The sequence below is a fragment of the Flavobacteriales bacterium genome, from assembly GCA_016704485.1.
In the GTDB taxonomy this organism is placed as follows: domain Bacteria; phylum Bacteroidota; class Bacteroidia; order Flavobacteriales_F; family PHOS-HE28; genus PHOS-HE28.
In genome coordinates, this window is record JADJAA010000002.1 from 1,240,326 (window position 1) to 1,261,529 (window position 21,204).

Sequence of the window (21,204 nt, forward strand, 5' to 3'; positions counted from 1 at the left end):
AAAAGGAGCATACCTCATTCACGTTTCATCTATTCAACCATTACCTTTCGGCATGCAACACGTACAATCGCCAAGCGAAACGGAATACGCGCCATTCTTTGGTCGGTACATCGATCGCGTAACGGATCAAGACATCGTTTCCGCCCTTCGTTCAAGTCATGAAGTACTACTTGCACTTTTGCGAACCTTTCCTGAAGCCAAGGGAGGCCACCGCTATGCTGAAGGAAAGTGGAGCGTAAAAGAGGTGATCCAACACATTACGGATACCGAACGGATCATGAGCTACCGCGCACTTCGGTTCGCACGTAAGGACGCAACAGCGTTACCAGGTTTCGAAGAAGATGACTACGCCGCAAGTTCGAACGCAGACCGCCGCAGCTTAGCCGACCTGATTACAGAATTCGAAGTGGTAAGGACGAGTACCATATTGTTATTCGAAAGCTTCAACGACGAAATGCTAAAGGCCCAAGGCACCGCGAACGGCAAAGCAATGAGCGTAAGAGCGATCGGTTACATGATCGCTGGGCATGGACTACATCACGGGCAGGTGTTGGAGGAACGTTATGGATGAATGCTTGTACATTGTACCGGGTCTAAGCAGACTGCATCAACTAACTAACAATGAAAAAGTTTGCAGTTGGCAGTTAACAGTCCCGATAATTTTCGCTTTGCCTGAAAATGTACTTCGTGAAGCATACTCAGTACCAGTTACCCAATACCAACTACAACAACCAATACCCCTCTCACTATCCGCGTTGATCTTTACTTTCAGCGTCATCAGCGTTCCATTCACCTCACAAAATGCCCAAACGCACCATCCAACAGTGGTTCGACGCTTACGGCGTTAGTCACCAGAACAGCACGAACAAAGCCATCCATTGGATCTGTGTTCCGGTGATCTATTTCTGCGTGGTCGGTTTTCTTTGGAGCATTCCGGTGCCTGATCTACCTCCCCTGTTCACGCCGCATTTATGGGCAAAAATTGCCGTTGGGCTGGTCTGTTTATTCTACTTACGACTGTCCTTTCCGATCATGCTCGGAATGGCACTATGGAGTATTGCGTGTCTTGCGGGTTGCGCTTGGCTCGATGCACATGCACCCTGGCCGCTATGGACGATCAGCTTAGTGCTCTTCATTGCTGCATGGATCGGTCAGTTCTACGGTCATAAGATCGAAGGAGCAAAACCCAGCTTTTTGGAAGACCTGCAATTCTTGATGATCGGTCCAGCTTGGTTGATGGGATCTATTTTTCGGAGATTCGGCTTAGGGTATTAGGAGCACTACGTGGATCACCAATACACGAGCACCATAGCTTCACATTTTATGCAATGACAGTAAAACCTAAACCGATCGACCTGGTTAATGTGACCATGTATGTCTATTGCGTGCTCCTGTTCAGCTACGTCGCATACAGAGCCTTCAGCCTCTCCTTCACATTCGATGAAATAACCACTTCCCAAATTGTGAATGGTGACGAATGGTCTGATTTTGGTCTTGCTGCGAACAATCATTTTCTGAATGTGCTTCTAATAAAAGCAAGTCTGTTTTTTTTCAGACCCTCCGAACTGGTCTATCGTTTGCCGAATGTTCTTGGCTTCATTCTGTACCTAGTGTATGCCGTTAAACTCGGGAGACTTCTAAAACCTTCGGCTCCGTATATCCCGCTGTTATTGTTGACAGCAATGCCATTCATATTGGACCTTTTTTGGGCTTGCGAGAGGCTATGGACTTTTGTAGGCTTCCCTTGTTTTCGGTCCGATCATAACTGGAGATTCCAAGGGCATTTGGTTTAGGGTTTTAATTGCGTTGGAGACCGGTATCCAAGCGCTTTGTGTGGTCTATGATTGTTGTAGTCGTTCATCCAGGTTTCGGTCCGCTGACGTACCTCTTGCAATGTTCGGAAGACGTATGCGCTGAGTAGTTCTCGTCTTATGCTTCCATTGAAGCGTTCCACGTATGCGTTCTGTGTTGGCTTACCTGGCTGTATGAATGCCAAGGTAATACCGATGTCCTTGCACCATGCGTCGAGTTTGTGGGAGATGAACTCTGGTCCGTTGTCCACGCGGATCATCTTGGGCAATGGGCGCACTGACTTTATTCTTTCCAGTACGCGGATAACGCGAAGTGCAGGTAATGAAGTGTCCACCTCTATAGCAAGTACCTCGCGGTTGTAATCGTCGATCACGTTCAATAGCCGATAGGTGCGTCCATCCCAAAGTGTGTCGTGCATGAAATCTATACTGTATACCTGATCGGGCGCAGCGGGTTGGAATAAGGCTTGTTTTACTCGCGTTGGCAGCCGTTTCTTAGCTCTACGCCTAATGTTCAAGTGCATGGCAGTGTACACGCGATACAAGCGTTTGTGGTTGATCTTTTGTCCTTTCATGCGCAAGCGATAATAGCATTGCCAAAAGCCAATGGCCGGGTGCATCTCTACAAGTGATCCCAAGGCGGTTATTACAGCATCATCCTGCGGTATACGTTTGGTATACCGGGCAGTGCTACGGGGTAATTGCACAATCTGGCTGGCTCTTCGCTGGCTCATGTTCATGTTGCTCAACGCCTGAACGATCTCCCGTTTATCGTCAGGCGCCCCACTTCTTTTGGATCACCGTTCTTATGGCGTCGTTCTCCATGCTCAGCTCGGTGTACATGCGTTTAAGCCGACTAAGCTCTTCTTCAAGCTCTTTGACGCGTTTGAGCTGGCTGGGTTCCATGCCGCCGTACTTGGCCTTCCAGTTGTGGAAGGTGGCCGCGCTTATGGTATGCTCACGGCATATATCGGCCACTTTGTGTCCGGCTTCATGCTGCTTGAGTATCCCAATGATCTGGTGTTCTGAAAATTTGCTCTTTCTCATGGCTACAGGGTGTTGAATGTAGCCCTTGGCCGGCCAACGCACTTCTTGGCCCCGCGGGGCCAAGAAGTGCGTTACCTCCAGTTATCAATGGACGAACTTTGGGGAAGCCTACACTTTCACTTTCGTTCATTCTTCCAAGTATTTATTTTCTTCTGAAATACTGCGAGGAAAATACAATTCAATTTGGCCTACTATCCATGGGTTTCGGAATGCTTGCCGTATTGTCGAATTTTACGGCATTGAACTATTTCCTTCCATCCTTGCTTATTCTATTCGCTTACACTTTGTTCTCTGAAAAAAGAATAACCAGCCTGCGGATATTGATCTATTCTGTGATCACCGGTATGTTCTTCTATTTTATCATTCCAGTAATACTGGAGCTGAAAAACCAAGGAGAGCTCTACTTTGGCGGAAGAACAAGCTTCTATAACGATACGCTTTTGTCGTTGAGCAGGACTTTCGCGTATCACTTTCTGAGTATCCCACTAGCCAATAGTGTCTTTTCACTACTCTTTTTCGTTGCGCTCCTTTTCTCGATCATAACTATTTTCAGAGCGATACAACAGAAGAGTTTCAGTATAAAGATCATCCTTCCGATCTTATTCTTACTCAGCATTCTATCACCTGTTGCGCAGCATTTATTCTTAGAAACCTCATTCCCGACTGAGCGAACTGCATTGCTCTATTATCCTATTCTGATCCTGGTAGTTCTGAATGGTGCCGATGGCGCTTCTGAATGGATCGAAAAAAGGCTACTCGAACTACTAGCATGTTCGTTCTTGATCCATCTATTCCTCACCGCCAATACCACCCATTGCAATTCATGGCGATTCGATTCCGGTTCAAAAGAAGTGATCGGTTTCCTCAAGGAGGAATACGATCAAAAAGGGAGTTACGAGCCGGTAAGTTTAGGCATAGACTATCTGAACATCCAGTCCATATCGTACTATAAGAGTGCGGCGTCATTCATCGATCTCTCGCATCATGAAGTCGTAAAGTGTTGGGAGTATGATATGCATTTAGAGGAATTGGATCCAATGTATTACGGCACCACGATCGTACGTAAGGACAAACTATCGCCGGAGGATGCTGAAAAAATAGTTTCAGCTCACCTCGACCATTACTATTTGAATGACTTCGTGGTGAACGAATTAATTCGTCTCGGTCATTCCCTTAAGGTTGAAAAGCATTTTGTTCTGGCCGGCTCAAGTTTGATCAAGTTCAATTGATCTTACAATTACTGAATAAATGGTAATAACAAGCCTTAGGATGATCGCTTCGCGATCTTTGAGCAACCATATCCAGCCATACCGTATCGCTATTCCACCGACCCAAAGTAAACCGCCTTGTGTTCCATTGCCATGGTCGGATGGAACACTTTTACCAGATCCAATAGAACCACATCCGGTTCCAGAAGCGCTTTTCCGAAGATGTCAACGTGTGCGCTATTCGCGGCATATAGCCCCTGTTCCTTGAAGGGACCGATCTGTTGAAGTCTGCGTTCACCGGCGCTGAGTACATCGGTAGTTACCGGGCCGTTCTCGGCCACCACCATGCCCCAGTATCTGAGGAGATCACCTTTGTGGATGAGGGTTTCCAGATCTACGGCACTGTTCTCCACAGCTTCTTCATTGCTGAATTGCAACACCCCGCCGGCATCGGTGATCATCCTGCTCATATAGCTCTTGCCTCCCGGAACCCACCATGTACCTTGCCAATTGGACCCGAAGAACACGGTTACAGGAGCAACGGTGGCATCAACACGATCACGGACTGTAGTATAGCGGGTCTCAATGGCTGCGAACAGGCTGTCCGCTTTAGTGGTTACACCGAACAGAACACCGAAGAACCGCACCCACTCAGCTCTACCCAGTGGATGTGGCTCCAAGTATTCAGAGATCATGATGGATGGGATGCCCGGTAAGGGCTCTGCTGCATCCGTCTTTCCGAAAGGCTGGTCCAGCAAGGCATCCGGAGCGAGGTGGATCAAGGCTTCCCTATTCAACCCATCAGCAGTTCCGATCTCTACGGTCCCTTGCGCAGAAAGCACGTTCATTAAGGAGGGATCCATCACATGTCCCAGACCAGCTGCACCAATTACCCGTTCTGATGATCCCAATGCATGGATGAATGCAAGGTGCGTAGTGCTAACGACCGCAACCTGTTTCAAAGGAAGTAATGCGGAATTGCTTTTGACACCATTTTCATCGACGTGATATACCGCCAAAGTATCCGACCGACCGCGCGGCCCGAATACGATCAACTGTTGAATACTGCCGCAAGTACGGATCTGGAACGACTGTGCGTAGTGGTTAGGAACATCGGTCCATTGCGTACACGGTATATCCTCTCTGGACGCAGGACTGCACCCTACAACGAAGAACACAGCGAAAATGAACCATCCAATTGGCGGCATGAACAGAGATGGTTCTGAATGCCGGTCAATATCCGGATTCATTGCGTTTCGCGGATGTACATGATCAAATTCTCTTTCACACTATCCGCCCCCCTTGCAATACTTCTGGCATCCGGACGTAGCTCCGTATTCGGCAATTCGCCATGATCCAATGGACCGGAAGGTTTTCCGCTTGCCGTATACCGCATCAATGGAACGATGAACCGGACCTTACTGTTCGGTGCCTCAGCAATGAGGTCTCTTCCACCCGTGTATGTATACGCATTCGTACCCACCTCTTCTCCAACGATCCTGGCCCTACGCGTTCGTTTCGCTAGCATAACGAATGCAGCGGCAGCATCACGCGTATATCCGTCGCACAATACGTACACCTTGCCTTTGAATGCCTTGCCTTCTGGCTGTAGATCCGTAAGACGATCATCTTCCGGATGCACGCCATACCTATCGGGTAGCATTCTAGGATACCGGGCGTTCACATCCAAGTAGAATTCCGGATGATCCGCTATCCATTTGGAACAACTCGGTAATGTGCGGGATCGAATTGAAATATTCTCCACTAAGCGATAAGGTTCCATGGCAATGGCGCCGAACACCATCTCTGCCATTCCAAGTTCCCTTCCCCCCGCACCGCGTAGGTCCACTACCAGCATAGCGCCTTTGTTCTTTTTCAATTCACGCAGTATCGAAGTCAGGAATTTTTCGGGTTCTTGACCAGCTGTCCGCATAGAATCAAGATCCATTGTTCGAAGACCTAACCACATGGTAGAGATCTCCGGTATCCAACGTGAGCCCCAAGGCAACGTAGTGGTGCCGGAAGGCTTTCGCGAATTCCCAATGTCAACTGCCGTCATGGCAAAAATGGTGGCTACTCCGATCTCGCCATCAGGAGCCTCGAACTGAATATCGAACGAAGATGGCCGTTCGATCTGTAAGTAATAGAGCGACCTGAATTCGCGTTCGATCCGCCTATCGGCCATCGTTAAGTTCGCACCATCGCATACAATGGCATTCCGTAAACGCTCAAGGATCGATCCAGCCAAAATACCGTTGATGCGAATAAGACGTGCACCCTGCGGAAAGCTCCGGAATCCTTTAAGCTCATCATTCACATAAAGAGCCCCATCAATTACTTTGACGGTTATCGGGATCATGGCCGTCCGATCTCTCATTTGGACCAACGTTTCTTCGGATAACTCAACCCTACAATGTGAATCACCGATCGCCTTAAGTACCGGTAACATGGAGCGTACGAAACCATCCGTGGTAAGGGGCACGTTAATGGTGGTCTTTACGCTATCGAATGTGAGATCCAATTGCTCTTTGGTCCTATAGCGATACGGATCGGGATGTGCAGCATGGACGAGTTCACGGAACTCTTCCAGATCCTGATGCAACTTTTCAGGATAATAGGTCCGCCCCATACTGAGTTCCTGAGCCGATACTCCTTGCCATAGGCAAAAGAGCATAACTAAGAACAACAATGAGGATCGGAACATCTAGCTGGTTGAGCACGTGGTGGGCGAACCACGTGCCAAAGTGTTTGAATGGTAAAAGAAGAGCCCTACCACGTTGGTGGAGGGCTCTTCTTCATAGAGGCATGATCAAGCTTTTACCGCAGTTCTTGGAGCGGCGTCAAGGATCTCTTTCGAGGCACCCTCTTTGAAGTTCGCGAAGTTGGCAACGAATCCGTTCGCCAATTTCTCTGCTTGCGTGTCATAGGCGTCCTTATCCGCCCATGTACCACGTGGATCAAGAATTTCTGAAGGTACGTTGGGGCATGTTGTAGGGAAGTTCACTCCGAATACTTTGTGCTCTTTGTAATCCACACCATCGAGTTCACCGCGTAGTGCCGCTGTGATCATGGCACGTGTGAATTTCAATTTCACCCGTTCGCCGGTGCCATAAGCTCCACCGCTCCAACCGGTGTTCACCAACCAGACGCGCACGTTGTGCTTCTTCATCAACTCACCCAACATACCTGCGTATTTCGTAGGGTGCAACGGCAAGAATGCTTTCCCGAAACATGCGGAGAAGGTGCTTTGTGGCTCAGAAACGCCAGCTTCCGTACCAGCCACCTTCGCGGTATAGCCACTAATGAAGTGGTACATCGCTTGGCCTGGTGTCAGCTTGCTGATCGGCGGCAGAACACCGTAGGCATCGGCTGTTAGGAAGAAGATGTTCTTCGGGTGATCGCCCATGCTTGGCACGGCGATGTTATCGATGAAATCGATCGGATAGCTTACACGCGTATTCTCCGTTTTGGTGCTATCGGCGTAATCAACTTCGGTGGATCCTTCTTTGAATACGATGTTCTCCAGGATGGAACCGAACTTGATCGCGCTCCAGATCTGTGGTTCTTTTTCTGCGGATAGATCGATGCACTTCGCATAACAACCACCTTCGAAATTAAACACGCCCTTATCGCTCCAACCGTGCTCATCGTCGCCGATCAGTCGACGATCCGGATCGGCACTCAGGGTGGTCTTTCCGGTACCACTTAGGCCGAAGAAGACCGCGGTGTCATTGTCCTTACCGATGTTGGCACTGCAATGCATGCTAAGTACGTCGCGCTCCTGTGGCAAAACATAATTCAACACCGTAAAAATGCCTTTCTTGATCTCACCTGTGTATCCACTTCCACCAATAAGAATGATCTTTTTCGTGAAATTGATTATCGTGAAATTGTGCTGGCGCGTTCCATCCTTTGCTGGATCAGCCTTGAATTCAGGCACACAGATGATGTGCCATTCAGGCTCGAATGCCTCGGTCTCTTCCTTGGTGAGATTCAAGAACATATTGCTGCTGAAGTGAGCGCTATACGGTTGCTCAGCAACAACGCGGAGGTTCAGCCGATGTTCCGGTGAAGCACAAGCGTAAGCATCCTGCACATAAACGTCACGACCTTGCAGATAGGCCGCCATCTTATCATGCAGCAGGTCGAATTTCTCAGGAGTGAATGGGAAATTCACATCGCCCCACCAAACGGTATTCTCTGTTTTGGCATCCTTCACGCAGAACTTATCCTTCGGCGATCTGCCGGTGAATTCGCCGGTATCAACCGCAATAGCGCCGCTATCTGCAAAAACGCCTTCACCGTTCATGATCACATGCTCTATCAATTCAGCTGGTTCGAGGTTCCAAAATGTGTCCCCTACGCGGCTTAAGCCGATCTTAGCGAGATCAGCATTTTTCGGTTTATGGCCGAATTCGTTCATGTTCTGAGTATTGGAATTTGGTCAGCAAAAGTAAGGGTTTTACGCAGCACCCCTTTATGACATTCGTTATCCTTTGTTTCCGCGGATGGCCGAAACAAGTAGCGAACCCCAACCTGCAATGAAAAGCAGACCGCCCATCGGCGTAATTGGGCCAAGGAATGGTGTTAGTGCTTCGGTTCCGAGAATAGCCCGTGTACTCAATAGGTACAATGAACCACAGAACAGCATGATACCCAGCAGGAACAGCAACCTTACGCTGCGTAGTTCCTTGGCCGTAAGCCAAGTACCTGCAAGCGCTAGGAACAACAGTCCAAGACCATGATAGAACTGGTATTGAACCCCTGTCTGCCATTGACCAAGCTCCTTATCGCTCAGCACTGCTTTTAGCCCGTGTGCGCCGAATGCACCGAAAGCCACAGCGATCATTAGCACAAAGGCAGCCCAAGCAAGTGTAGTCCTGTTCATAAGGCAAAGGTCGGTGTTCGGGTGCAGAGTGATACTGGGCATTGAGGAACGTTGATATAGGCCTGCACTATCTATATAGTATCCATGATTATTAACAACACAGCTCATTATGCCGATGATCATGGTACTTTAGTACTACGACCTAGCTTCTCGATCACATGAAGTCTCGAAGACACATCGACTTAGACTATTCTACGAAGATCAGTGTTCCATGAGGGTACTGACCTTGGCTTTATTCCTGTTTATCGGGCTCAATATTCATGCACAGCATTAAAAGAGGCTCAACGATGGACCTATTGGTTCGATGACAGCACTTTCAGTAGATCCAATCGCTGATAGACTATACGGTAGCGGTACCTTTCTAAGAATTGCGAACGATACGGATACCATACTATCATTTGGTATGGCACAATGGAATGGTGCGCGCTGGGACAGCATTGGGCATCGCATGCATGAGATTTCTGGTAACGCAGCCAGTCAGGTATATTGGTTCGTTCGATATAACAACGCATTATATACCTGTGGTGCGTTCACATTTGCCGTTGTACCAGACACTGCGAACGGATATTTTGCTCGCTTAAATGAAACCACTCAACGCTGGGAAGCTTTAGAATGTATAAATCCAGTCACAAGTGGACTAGGTGGAATCGTGCCTCGTCATGATCAACAGGATAATTTGTACATGACAGGTTTTTCGTCAAGTATTTGTGGCTACCCTGAAGCCGCAGTATTCCGATATGATGGAGATGGGTTTCACGAGTGGCCTCCGTTCCAAGAGATCCCCTATTACGCCAACAACTACATCGGTACCGTCTTCGAATTTCAAGGGTACACGTACATGTCAGGAAGCTATCGGGATCCACTCTCCAGCGGTTTCTGTAACCTTATGAGGCACAACGGTTCCACATGGGAATACGTACCCGGTTGGGGCAGCGGTAGCGGAGCAATTAAAGATGTGGTCATCCACAATGATGTGCTGTACATCGTGGGTGCTTTCCGGGAACCCGGTACACCGGGCAATGGGTTGGCGGCCTTCGATGGGCAGAATTGGTTGGATTTTGGAACAGGACTGGAATTGGCCATAGCACCGGGGTATACTTCGGTACTTACCCTACAATGGTTCCACGATGACCTTTTTGTAGGCGGCCAATTCACCACCGCAGGCGGTATACCTGCAAACGGCTTGGCCAAGTGGAATGGTACGCAATGGTGTTCATTACCCGGCTTCGATCAAGAACCCGGTCCAAATCCACAGTCTGTTCCCGGTATGGCCGTTTGGCGAGATAGCTTGTATATCGTTGGGGCATTCACAGAACTCGAAGGGCAGCCCTTTAACCGCGTGGCGCAATGGATCGGTGGCGATGCAGTAAGCGGTTGTAGCACGCCTATTTCTGTGCCGGAGTTCAATGGCCAGCAAGAACCCTTGAGCGTTTGGAATTCGACAGAAAGCACGTGGACAATACAGCTGCCTTATGAAGACCTTTGGTCCGTTAGTGTGTTCGATGCAACGGGTAACGAGATCCGATCGGAACAGGTCACTGGGAAGCAAGGAAACGTAGACCTACCCGACCTTGCCCATGGCATTTATATCGTGCGTGCAACAGATCATCAAGGCGTACCATTCACGGCAAAGATCGCCGTTCAGTGAAAGCATATATCAAAGGGCTTTCAAAATTGAAAACGAAAAACCCCCTCCCGCACACTGCGGAAGGGGGTTTCAAGCTGATGGTCTGGATCACTTACCGATCTTATCCATTTCGGCGTCAAAGGTCTCTTTGAACTTTTCGTAATCGTAATCGATCCGTGTGCGTTCATCGTTGCTTAGGCGCTCGTTGTAAGCAGCTAAGAGGTCCTGTGCGCTGAGTTCGATAGCGATGTAGGTCTTGTAGTTACCCGTAGCATTAACGGTAACCTGCTTTTCGCAGATCGTACGGACACCGGACAAGCGTTGATCCACGACTTCGCGGGTAAGTCCTTCAAATCGCTCGGACACTTCTTCTTTGTTGTTGAATTCGCGGCTGTTCACGTAGTTGTCGATCACACCCTTGATCTGGGTATTGATGTCACTGGCCATTTGAGCGCGTGCATTGGCCAATGCTTTTTTCTTGGCTGTTGCTTGGTCCATGCTTTCGCCAATTGCATTGGCGCGGAAGACTTCGTTGTTCGTAAAGTACTCTGGGCCGGAGCACATTACTTTGACCTCTGTCTCGCCTCCCGGAGGCGCCGCAGCCTCGGCGGCTTTCTTCTTGCTCTTACAAGCTGCGAGTCCGCCGGACAGCAAAAGCGCCGTCATCACTGCGGTAATTGTTCGGTTGGTGGAAAGGGTTTTCATGATGGTTTGTTTTAGGCGCTTATCCCGACAAAGGTCGGGATCCGTTGTTACTGTTGTTATGACTTAGACCAATTGCGTGCCAAACTACCGAAAGCCTTTAGTTAAAGGCGTTCATAATGCCCGGCACGAGTTCTTTCTTAATATCGGCTATCGCTTTCTTGTACGCTTCTAGCCCAGCTTTTTCGAAATTGAGCTGAACGCCTTTCACGCCTTGTTGCCCACCCTCGTGGATCACATCCTTGGTGCGTCGATCGCGAATGCTGTACGTAAGGTCCAAGTACGCGATAAAGAATCCGTTGCTTTCTCCACCCTGACGCGTCGCTGACGTAAGATCAAGAAGCATATCACAATCGGCCTCGCGGTCCACAAAACGGAATCCATTGCTGGTGAGTTCCTGCCTTATTGCGCTAGCCGCCCCTGCATCACCAACTGGTTCACCCAGATTGGTTTCTTGGGCACGCATGTACACCTTGGGCATTACCCGATCGATCGCAGCACGCTGTTCTGGTTGTGTTAGGCTCGCACCCAACGCTTTTGCCAACGCTTGGTCGGTTTCGGTGTGAATGAGCTCATCCATGTTCAACCTGACCACGATCTCTGGAGCTTTGTTCTGGTCATTCGCTACGTGCTGGACCGTTGTGCGCAGGTTTCCATCCGTATCGGTATTCTTTAGTTCGGTGACCTTTCCGTTACTGCCGGGATAGGCAATGACAACAGGTAATTGGACCAAGGCTGATCCGCCGGTGTAACGCGCTTTTATCACCACTTCCCGTTTGAATCCATTCGAATAATCCAGCACACAGCGCTCCGGCAAAATGCTGAAGGTTACTCCACTGCTCAATAGTTGAAGATCGCCGTACAATGCATTCACCAATGGAACCTGTTCTCCATTCAATTCCACGATATCATTCTCTCCCCAATAGGCTTTCATGGCGATCAACGCGCGTAGGTCCTGATCGAACGCACCTTTCAGATCACCTGCCGCCAAGCTGGCCTTTGCTCTGGAACGCAGATCGATGGCGATGCCAATTGCGTTTGCCTTACGCTCAGCCTTTATTCGTGCGTGTTCCGACTTGGAAAGGCGGTAATAGGTCCAGTACTCCGCTTCGTTCTCATAGGTATCAACCAGTTCAAATCCTTCCAACAACTCAACGGAACTGGTCTTTATGGTACTTGTGAAGGATTCATCGAAGGTGGTCCTGCGATCCAAGGTATAAAGCAAACTATTGCCCTCAACTGTTACGCTGATCTCGCTTGCCAGGTCGTTCAGTGCGTTCTTCTTGGCTGCTTCCTGGGCATCGGGTCTGTTCTTGTTCGCCAAACCAATACCGACGTAGTAACCGCCGGTCACAGGTCGCGCACTGACCCAAGTTGGTCTTGGCGCCTCAGCAGGCATAGTGGTTTCTGCAATGGGCTGTTTTCCTTTGCACGCCCAAGCCAATACGAACACTATGGGGAACAGCTTTTTCAGGGCAACTTGTTGTTCAGGTCCTGAATGACCGTAATGGCCATGGCATTGGTCGCTTCGCGGATGGCATTCGTGCTTAGGGTAGAGACAGGAATGATATCCCGCTTTGCAGAAAGCAGTGAGCGCAGCTGATTCCGTGCGCCATTACCAAGATCCACATTACCATTCGCCTTAGGAAAAAGGGTATTCTTATCGCCATCGTACGTGGCGTAATAGAGATCATCATTGACAGTACGGTCAACGATCTTGCTCACGAGGACCTCACCGGTCTCCAACGAGACCAGTCGGTACGAAAATGATAGGACCACTTTGTTGGTTTGCTGATACTCCGTGTAATTCACGGGCTTGTACTTCGTCTCCAAGTACTTCTGCCCTTCGGCATTAACCCGCGTTACTTGATACGATGCGAAGCCATCCTTTGTGCTGGAACGCGTTTTGCCGGTCTCCTCGCGGTAATCCACAATTTCACCCATCAACACTGCTTTGGCACCCATAAGGTTACCTACGCGTACAGCGGTCTGTTCATCCACAACACCGCTAAGGCCAAGCCTTTGTTCTTCGAGGATCCGTTCCATGTTCTCCCGGTCAACGATCTTCAGGAACGGGTCTTTAGTCTCTGTCAATGCGGTCATGGCGTAAGCTTGCACTTTAACCGTAGCAGCGCTATTAACTCGGCTTGTCTTGAACGGAAGTACAGCGATGGAATACTGGCCTTTGGTCAGGCATTCCTGCCGAAGCATGGAGGCATCTTTGAAATTGGGATCCTTGGCGACCACTTTGTTCAGTGCATCATACGCTTTACGGTAATGCTCAGCAGCTAGGTCAACTTTTGCGGCGCGATAGAGTGGTTCCAGATAGGCGACCGCTTGCAAGCTACTTGCGTCTTTATATCCCGGTTCCAACTTCGCGATCTCGCTGAATTTGCGCTCCGCTGAAGGAAAATCCTGGATCTCCAAGAGCGCTTGCCCATCGTTGTAAAGATCTACCAGGTGCTCGCCTTTAACTTTCTCAAAATCATATTTATAATGGTCCGGAATCTCAAGTATCACTCCAAGGTGTTCAACGCGCTCTTGATACGACTTCGCTTCCAAATATGCACTTACGGATTGCCCCTTCGCATCACTCACAGCCATGGACTTGAAGAAGGTGCTCAGTTTGTCTTCCAATAGCTTTTGTCCGGTCTGTTTCAATCCGATCTTGGCATCAACGTTCTTACCGTTCCGCTGCACCGCTTGGAGGTACATATCCGCGGCTTCGGCATACATACCGGCCTCATCCAATTTGCCCGCCTTCTTTGCGAACGACTTGGAGCCACTGCATCCTGCCAAGAGCATTCCAATGAGCAAGAGAACCGATATGTACTTCAAGGGTAACATGATCCGATCAGCGTCCTTGGGTGTATTCATTCAGCTCCTCAATGGAACTCTCGAATGAAAAGGCATCATTGAGCTTGTAGTAATTGCCGATGTCGTAGGTGCGCTCGTAGGCATACTTGGCAAATTCCAGCTTAGTATCCTCAAAACTGAAGGTATTCATGATCCCTTTCACCTGTTCTGCGGTAAAACAGCGATCTCTTCCTACTTGCTTCGCCGTGGTCATCTTGGTCTCTTCAAAACTCTTGCTCTCAATGCTGGTCTTCGCATCTGCATATTCAGTAGGCGACATTGGCCAACCGCAGCCGATAGGACCGGTGTATCCCGGCATGTGATAGATAGGCGGCTCTGGTACAGGGGAAACAGGTTCAACGGGGTATGATGGAGTAGCTGTATTACTGTTCGTAACCGTAGTGGTTGTGGTTGTCATCGTGGTGGTTTGCGTGGTAGTGGAAGACCCGCTGCCTTCGGTAACACCCACATTCATGTTGAAGTCAACACCATTCACACCCATATCGATCCGTACATTTTCTCCGGTACCATCACTACTAGACCCTTCGATCACCGTTGTGGTGATCTGCTGCGAACCGTTCTCAATCGTACGCCCTTCATTGACCACACCGTTCGGCCCATCCTCAACAAAATTCGATGGATCAGGAGAAGGAAGTTTTGCAGCCGTTCCTAACCCCGCCTCACCTGTCATACGCAACACACGTTCGCCTTTCTTGTTGTTCGTTATCATCAAGGTATACTCCTTACCAAGAGTGAAGTAGCCTGATTTCTTGAACGCGGGTTGGGCCGCATCCTCGAAATTGATCATTATCACAGGTGTTTCCGTGCGAATTCCTGTTGCAACTACGCGGGAGGCCGCCTGGGCATTCTTCACATCACCATCAACGGTCAAAGTGAACTTGGAGCCATCATCGGTAAAGAATACAAGATCGGTTGTTTGGGCTAGACAACTGGCGGTTAGCAGCGTCGTGAGGAAGAGGGTGGCAGATCTGATCATGATGATTTTTTATTGGGTTGCGAAGTTAGCTTTCGACAGTACTTAGGCAAGGGGTGTGCCAAACCAATAGTCGACGGACTCCATGAGTTCGGTATGATCCAATTTCTGCCTCAGAGCAACGAGATCGTGCATTGAAAATTGAAAATTCTTCATTCTTCATTCCTCATTCAGAAGACCCGTCCCATCTTCGCAGCCGCAATTGAACATTATGAAGAGCATACTTATCCTAGGCGCCGGTAGATCGGCATCATCGTTGATCCAGTACCTGATCCGTGAGGCGAACGCACAGCAATGGCGCATTACCATTGGCGATAAAGACGCTGCGCATGCCGCAGCGATGGTAAAAGAAGGCGCATCGGTAGCGAAGGGAGTGACATTGGATGCGACCGATGCAAAAGCACGCGGCGCGTTGATCGCGAAGCACGATCTGGTGATCAGCATGCTGCCAGCTTTCCTGCACATGGATGTGGTGAAGGACTGCATTAAACTTGGGAAGCACGTGATCACACCAAGTTATGTTCCTGATGCGATGTGGGCGTTGGATGCGGAGATCAAGAAAGCGAATATTGTCGTGATGAACGAGTTGGGTCTGGACCCAGGGATCGACCACATGAGCGCCTTGCGTATTTTGGATCGGATCCGCAAAGAGGGCGGCCGAATAGAAGCTTTCGAGAGTCACACAGGCGGGTTGGTCGCACCGGAAAGCGATACCAATCCATGGAATTACAAATTCAGTTGGAATCCGCGCAACGTTGTATTGGCGGGACAAGGCGGTGCCGCCATGTATATCCGGAACGGGTGTACCAAGTACGTACCTTACCACAAACTCTTTCAGCGTACACAAAAAGTGGAAGTTCCAGGTTACGGTTCCTTCGATGCATATGCCAACCGTGACTCACTGAAGTACCGATCACTCTACCGGTTGGAGAACATACCCACCCTGTTACGCGGCACATTGCGTAAAGCCGGGTATTGCGCTGCGTGGGATGTGTTCGTGCAATTGGGATGTACGGACGACAGTTTCAAGATGGAACTTGGCACTAATGCTACTTGGAGCGATTACATGGATTCTTTCCTACCGGCCAACAAGGAATTGGATACACGTGCAAATCTGGCCACCCAGCTAGGCTTGGACCCGAATGGTGAAATAATGGCCAAGCTGGACTGGCTCGGCCTCTTCGGTGAAACGGCTATCGGTGTGACCGGTCTCTCACCTGCCGCTACGCTGCAAACCTTGTTGGAGCGGAAATGGGAATTGCTTCCTACAGACAAAGATCTTGTGGTCATGTGGCACCGTTTCGTATATGAATTGAACGGAAAACAGCATGAGATCCAGGCCAACCTTACAGTAGAAGGTATAGATGACCGCTATACGGCCATGGCCAAGACCGTTGGACTGCCCGTGGCCATAGCAGCTAAAATGATCTTGAACGGAACAATAAAGGAACGCGGAGTATTGCTGCCCTTGACCCCTTCCATCTACGACCCTATACTTACCGAATTGGAAACACTTGGTGTCGTGTTCAATGAAGTAGAGATCAGTTGAATAAACATGCAAGGCTGTTCGTTGATCACTTAGAACCCGATCATCAGATCACTGATCATTGCGCGGTATTCGGGTGAGTAATCGAACGGTCCAGCATTTTGAATAATCAAAGATGACTCTTCCACAGTTTCCAATTTGATTCTTTTAAGCATCATTAGCACTCTTTTTGGCGACTTATGTGGTGAATAAGACACAATGAAACGTTGCGCCGGATGCAGATTATGCTTTGCGGCAATGGGCACAAGATCATTTTCACGTTCCACCGGAATGATCACGGCGAAGCGGCCATCTGGTGTGAGAGAACGACCTACAACGCACACTAGGTCTTGAAAGGTGAGATCCTCACTATGCTTGGCAACGTTGGTGCGTTGATCCGGAGAAGTCAGGGAATTGGCGTAGTAAGGTGGATTGCAAATTACCAAGTCAAATAGGCTCTCCGGCTGATACGATCGAGCATCACAGCAGAGCACTTTGATCCTTGCGGGCCAACGACTATTGGCAGCATTCTCACGGGCTTGCTCAGCGGCAGCAGGATCGATCTCCAATGCGGTAATTTCCGCAGTCAAATTTCGTTGCGCAGCGATCAATGACAATACGCCTGTGCCAGCACCAACGTCCAAGATCCGTTCGGCACCGCAATAGTTCAACCAAGCTCCGAACAAGATGCCATCAGTACTCACTTTTTGAGCGCAGCGATCTTGTTGAATCGTGAATTGTTTGGCTCGGAACGTTGGCTTCGCCATGCACTTAGGCTGTGGTATCAGGATCGGTACAGATCGATCAACCCTTCCGGGGTTCGCACAAGAAGCGTATTGGTCTCCGGGTCGATACCCAGGATCAATTCATCTACCAATGGCACCATTACTTCTTGCTCACCGCGTAGTATTGAAAGGACCGGGTTCTTCGCCGTGCCTTCTATACCGATCACTTCGCCTAAGTCACCGTGTTCCTCATCCTGCACGATCATGCCGATGAACTCTTCTGGATCCCAGGATTCATCGCTTCCGTCAGCCAATAGACCAGGTGGTGCGTAGAGGTCTCTGCCTACAAGAATACCAGCGCTTTGTGGATCATCGAAATCCTCGAATTTCACAAGCGTGTCGCGTCCTTTATCGTGAAGCTTCGAAAAGAAAAAAGGGACCTTTTGCCCTTCGATACCAACGAAGAGGACGCCTTCGTGTACCAGATCATCCAGATCGCAATCCTCGAGGTGTACGGTCAGTTCACCTTTGTATCCCCAAGGCTTACCAAGCTTACCAATGCGATGAAGACTTTCCAGGTCCATGGCGTGAAAGTAACTACAACGGCCGTTTTCCGGTGGTGCTCACCTCCAAGATCTTAGGCTTTTATGAACAAAAAACCCACGCTCCAGTGAAGGAACGCGGGTTCTGAATATTCGTCGTATCAAATTACTCAGCCGCAGGCGCTTCACTCTCAGTTGGGGTTTCAGCAGCCGGAGCCTCAGGTGCGCTTTCAGCAGCAGCCTCTTCTTCACCAGCAGGCTCCATCGGCATGATCTCTGGTGGTGCGCTCAACGCAGCAAGTTTAGCACTATGGCTAGCAGCCATATCCGATGCTTTCTTACGCTCTGCGGTAAGACGGTCTTTCGTAGCATACTCAGCACTTTGCACGAGCTTGCTCTTCTTTCCCTCGATCTTGGAATTCTTTTCGTTCAACCAGATCTCAAAACGGCGATCAGCCTCAGCTTGGTCGAATGCACCTTTCTTGATGCCATTAACGAGGTGATTCTTGTAAACAACACCGCTGTAGCTAAGGATAGCGCGGCAGGTATCGCTAGGCTGGGCACCTTTCTGGAGCCAGGCCATCGCTTTATCCACGTTCACTTCCACGAAAGCGGGGTTCATGTTCGGATCGTAGGCACCGATCCTTTCAATGTATTTCCCGTCGCGTGGTGCACGAGAATCGGCAATTACCATGTGGTAATATGGCCGGCCTTTTTTGCCCTTTCTCTGAAGGCGGATGCGAGTTGGCATGTCGCTAATTGTTTTAGTTTTCCCGGAATTGGGGGTGCAAAAGTGAGGTTTTTTAGGAAGACCACCAAATGTGGTAGGGATCCTTCTTCAAATTCATACTCAGACCCACACCAACATACTCAGATGAGGCTCAGGAATTCGACTGAATTCCCCTCTCCGGGAACACTGCATCTTTGCAAAATGCGCCCCATCCTACTTTTCTTTCTCCTGCCGTTGCTGACGCACGCTCAACTCGCCGTCCCAGGGATCATACCTGCACCAGCAGAGCTAACGCTGACCAAAGGCGATTGCCGCTTGGACCGGCCTTGGAAACTTATTGGAACGTCCATTGAAGCTAAGGCGTTGACCGAATTCTTGAGCACTGAGATCTCCAATATCCGCAGCGCTTCCGATGTTGTTTCCGGAACACCGTTACCCATCATCTTGGAACAGGTCGTATTCGACACATTGGTGCCAGATGGCTACTATAGCTTGGGTGTTGACCTGGATCGGATCACGATCACCAGCAACAGTGAACAAGGACTGTTCTATGGCACACGCACGTTAATTCAGTTGTTGGAATACGCCAAAGAACACCACAGCATACCTTGTTTGGTCATTGTGGACCACCCTCGCTTCAGCTGGCGTGGAATGCATTTGGATGTCGTGCGCCATTTCTTCCCGGTGGGTTTCGTGAAGAAGTATATCAACCTGTTGGCACGGTACAAAATGAACAGTTTTCACTGGCACTTGACGGATGACCAAGGCTGGCGGATCGAGATCAAGCAACATCCGAAGTTGACGGCGGTAGGTGGTCAACGGAAAGGCAGTCAAGTGGGGCCATACGGCAGGCTGGAATACGACAGCATACCATACGGTGGTTTCTACACGCAGGAGCAGATCCGCGAAGTGGTTGCGTACGCTGCGGCGCGGCACATCAACGTGGTACCGGAGATCGAAATGCCGGGGCATGCCATGGCGGCGTTGGCGGCATACCCTGAGTTGGGTTGCACCGGTGGGCCATACGAAGTACAACGCGGTTGGGGCGTGTTCGAGGATGTTTTCTGCGCGGGCAATGACACGGTATTCACTATGCTTGAAGACATTCTGAGCGAAGTGATGGACCTCTTCCCTGGTCCATACATCCACATTGGCGGTGATGAAAGCCCGAAGGATCGGTGGAAGGTTTGCCCGAAATGCCAAGCCCGCATGAATACGAACGGCCTGAAGGATGAGCACGAACTGCAGAGCTACTTCATCCAACGGATCGAGAACTACGTGAATTCTAAAGGGCGTAATATCATTGGCTGGGATGAGATCCTGGAAGGAGGTTTGGCACCCAATGCTGCGGTGATGAGCTGGCGCGGAACAGAAGGCGGTGTCGCAGCGGCGAAGTCGGGCCACGATGCGGTGATGAGTCCTGGAAGTCATTGTTATTTCGATCATTACCAAGGTGATCCTGCGAATGAACCGCTAGCCTTTGGTGGGTACACCACAGTTCAAAAGGTCTACAGCTATGAGCCGGTGCCCGAAGAGTTGAACGCAGAACAAGCGAACCACATTCTCGGCGCGCAGGGCAATATTTGGACGGAATACATTCTTACGCCGGAGCATGTGGAGTACATGCTGGCACCACGAATGTTGGCCTTGGCCGAAGTGTTGTGGACGCCGAAGGAGAAGCGCGATGAGGCGGGTTTCATTGAACGGCTGGAGGCGGAGTTTCCAAGGCTGGATGCGATGAACGTGAACTACTCCAAGAGCTTGTACCAAGTGAGTTTCAAACTGAGCCAAGGCACCGCACCGGGGTCAATACTGGTGCGGACCCCTTATTATGGCGGCAGTGGAGTTAAGGTATGGCAAGAGCCTGAGGTGATACTTGAACTGGATGGGAGTGGACTTACCGTACGGTCGGATGCTGTGCTAAAAGCACACGGCTACATCAATGGAGGCGCGACCCCTGCTGACACATCGTCCATAACACTCAGATTCAACAAAGCCACCGCCCAAAAGATCACATTGAGCGCCCAACCGAACGAGCGCTATGGTGAAGGTGGCGCATTCACACTTGTTGATGGCATAACGGCACAAGAAAAGCGCGTGAACACGGAATGGTTGGGGTGGAAGGAAAATGTAACGATCACTGTCGACCTTGGCAATGAACAGGACATCAATTCCATCGGCATTGGCGCATTGAATGAAACACATAGCTGGATCCACCTACCGGAGCAGGTTGATATAGCAACGAGTCTGGATGGCAAGGACTATTCACCCTATGGAACCGTGAAAGCAGAAACTTCAAATTCCGGGCGAATGGAACTGGGAAAAGAACTCACAGCCAAAGCCCGCTATGTTCGTTTATCCGTGAAGCACAAGGCAACTATCCCTGATGGTTTTCAGGGTGCCGGGAATCCGTCGTGGTTGTTCTTGGATGAGGTCACCGTGCGTTGATCGATGGATCTAGGATCAAAAGGCTGGGCACCGGATCGCGTTCATTGTTCGTCAGAAAAGCGTCATCTTCGCGTTGGCGACCCTAAAAACCTATCGAACGA

Annotated in this window: 19 protein-coding genes; 7 read left to right on the forward strand and 12 right to left on the reverse strand. The window is 49.8% G+C overall.

The features are described from left to right. Positions 1-52 precede the first annotated feature (52 nt). From IPF95_16485 to IPF95_16495, 3 genes are all read left to right on the forward strand, one after another. Positions 53-571 carry a DinB family protein gene (locus IPF95_16485; GenBank protein ID MBK6476283.1) on the forward strand — a complete coding sequence of 173 codons (519 nt, stop codon included), beginning with the start codon at positions 53-55 and terminating at the stop codon, positions 569-571. A 230-nt stretch (positions 572-801) separates the two neighbouring features. Next, entirely contained in the window at positions 802-1,275 is a 474-nt protein-coding gene (locus tag IPF95_16490; protein MBK6476284.1) for a DUF962 domain-containing protein, read from the forward strand. Between the two features lie 53 nt (positions 1,276-1,328). Then, positions 1,329-1,793, forward strand: a complete 465-nt coding sequence (locus IPF95_16495) for a hypothetical protein (GenBank protein MBK6476285.1) — start codon at positions 1,329-1,331, stop codon at positions 1,791-1,793. Here IPF95_16495 and IPF95_16500 read toward each other — a convergent pair. Then, a protein-coding gene (locus IPF95_16500; GenBank protein ID MBK6476286.1) for an IS3 family transposase occupies positions 1,790-2,858 on the reverse strand; the annotation gives its coding sequence in 2 pieces (ribosomal slippage) (positions 1,790-2,594 and positions 2,593-2,858; 1,071 coding nt in all). The genes IPF95_16495 and IPF95_16500 overlap by 4 nt on opposite strands. A 197-nt stretch (positions 2,859-3,055) precedes the next feature. Here IPF95_16500 and IPF95_16505 point away from each other — a divergent pair. After that, a complete protein-coding gene (locus tag IPF95_16505) occupies positions 3,056-4,087 on the forward strand; it encodes a hypothetical protein (protein MBK6476287.1) in 1,032 nt (343 codons plus the stop codon). Positions 4,088-4,176: 89 nt separating this feature from the next. Here the strand turns inward: IPF95_16505 and IPF95_16510 are convergent, their stop codons facing one another. From IPF95_16510 to IPF95_16525, 4 genes are all read right to left on the reverse strand, one after another. After that, complete coding sequence (locus IPF95_16510; GenBank protein ID MBK6476288.1) at positions 4,177-5,316, reverse strand: ABC transporter substrate-binding protein; 1,140 nt, start codon at positions 5,314-5,316, stop codon at positions 4,177-4,179. Beyond that, a complete protein-coding gene (locus IPF95_16515; GenBank protein ID MBK6476289.1) occupies positions 5,313-6,770 on the reverse strand; it encodes a hypothetical protein in 1,458 nt (485 codons plus the stop codon). Before IPF95_16515 ends, IPF95_16510 begins: the two co-directional genes overlap by 4 nt. A gap of 105 nt (positions 6,771-6,875) precedes the next feature. Continuing rightward, complete coding sequence (pckA, locus tag IPF95_16520) at positions 6,876-8,489, reverse strand: phosphoenolpyruvate carboxykinase (ATP) (GenBank protein MBK6476290.1); 1,614 nt, start codon at positions 8,487-8,489, stop codon at positions 6,876-6,878. Positions 8,490-8,555: 66 nt separating this feature from the next. Beyond that, on the reverse strand, positions 8,556-8,954 hold the full coding sequence (locus tag IPF95_16525; protein ID MBK6476291.1) for a DUF423 domain-containing protein: 399 nt from the start codon (positions 8,952-8,954) through the stop codon (positions 8,556-8,558). A gap of 682 nt (positions 8,955-9,636) precedes the next feature. Here IPF95_16525 and IPF95_16530 point away from each other — a divergent pair. Continuing rightward, positions 9,637-10,602: a T9SS type A sorting domain-containing protein gene (locus IPF95_16530; GenBank protein ID MBK6476292.1), complete on the forward strand. Its 966-nt coding sequence runs from the start codon at positions 9,637-9,639 to the stop codon at positions 10,600-10,602. A gap of 87 nt (positions 10,603-10,689) precedes the next feature. Here IPF95_16530 and IPF95_16535 read toward each other — a convergent pair whose 3' ends face one another. The 4 genes from IPF95_16535 to IPF95_16550 form a co-directional block, all read right to left on the reverse strand. Continuing rightward, entirely contained in the window at positions 10,690-11,286 is a 597-nt protein-coding gene (locus IPF95_16535; protein ID MBK6476293.1) for an LPP20 family lipoprotein, read from the reverse strand. A 97-nt stretch (positions 11,287-11,383) separates the two neighbouring features. Then, entirely contained in the window at positions 11,384-12,682 is a 1,299-nt protein-coding gene (locus tag IPF95_16540) for an LPP20 family lipoprotein (GenBank protein ID MBK6476294.1), read from the reverse strand. A 71-nt stretch (positions 12,683-12,753) separates the two neighbouring features. Continuing rightward, positions 12,754-14,160, reverse strand: coding sequence for a hypothetical protein (locus IPF95_16545; protein ID MBK6476295.1), 1,407 nt, complete (start codon positions 14,158-14,160; stop codon positions 12,754-12,756). Beyond that, the gene (locus IPF95_16550) at positions 14,138-15,136 is read right to left on the reverse strand and encodes a DUF4476 domain-containing protein (protein ID MBK6476296.1); all 999 of its coding nucleotides are present in this window, start codon (positions 15,134-15,136) and stop codon (positions 14,138-14,140) included. Before IPF95_16550 ends, IPF95_16545 begins: the two co-directional genes overlap by 23 nt. A gap of 208 nt (positions 15,137-15,344) precedes the next feature. On the opposite strand from IPF95_16550, the gene IPF95_16555 reads away from it, so the two are divergent. Beyond that, positions 15,345-16,682, forward strand: coding sequence for a saccharopine dehydrogenase NADP-binding domain-containing protein (locus IPF95_16555; protein ID MBK6476297.1), 1,338 nt, complete (start codon positions 15,345-15,347; stop codon positions 16,680-16,682). A gap of 29 nt (positions 16,683-16,711) precedes the next feature. Here IPF95_16555 and IPF95_16560 read toward each other — a convergent pair whose 3' ends face one another. The 3 genes from IPF95_16560 to IPF95_16570 all read right to left on the reverse strand — a co-directional run bounded on the left by IPF95_16560 (position 16,712) and on the right by IPF95_16570 (position 18,676). Beyond that, complete coding sequence (locus IPF95_16560) at positions 16,712-17,425, reverse strand: methyltransferase (GenBank protein MBK6476298.1); 714 nt, start codon at positions 17,423-17,425, stop codon at positions 16,712-16,714. 17 nt (positions 17,426-17,442) lie between these two features. Beyond that, positions 17,443-17,967, reverse strand: a complete 525-nt coding sequence (gene rimM / locus IPF95_16565; protein MBK6476299.1) for a 16S rRNA processing protein RimM — start codon at positions 17,965-17,967, stop codon at positions 17,443-17,445. 124 nt (positions 17,968-18,091) lie between these two features. Further along, positions 18,092-18,676 (reverse strand): 30S ribosomal protein S16, encoded by a 585-nt coding sequence (locus tag IPF95_16570; GenBank protein MBK6476300.1) that lies wholly within the window; start codon positions 18,674-18,676, stop codon positions 18,092-18,094. A gap of 123 nt (positions 18,677-18,799) precedes the next feature. On the opposite strand from IPF95_16570, the gene IPF95_16575 reads away from it, so the two are divergent. Next, a complete protein-coding gene (locus IPF95_16575; GenBank protein ID MBK6476301.1) occupies positions 18,800-21,103 on the forward strand; it encodes a family 20 glycosylhydrolase in 2,304 nt (767 codons plus the stop codon). Positions 21,104-21,204: the final 101 nt, after the last annotated feature.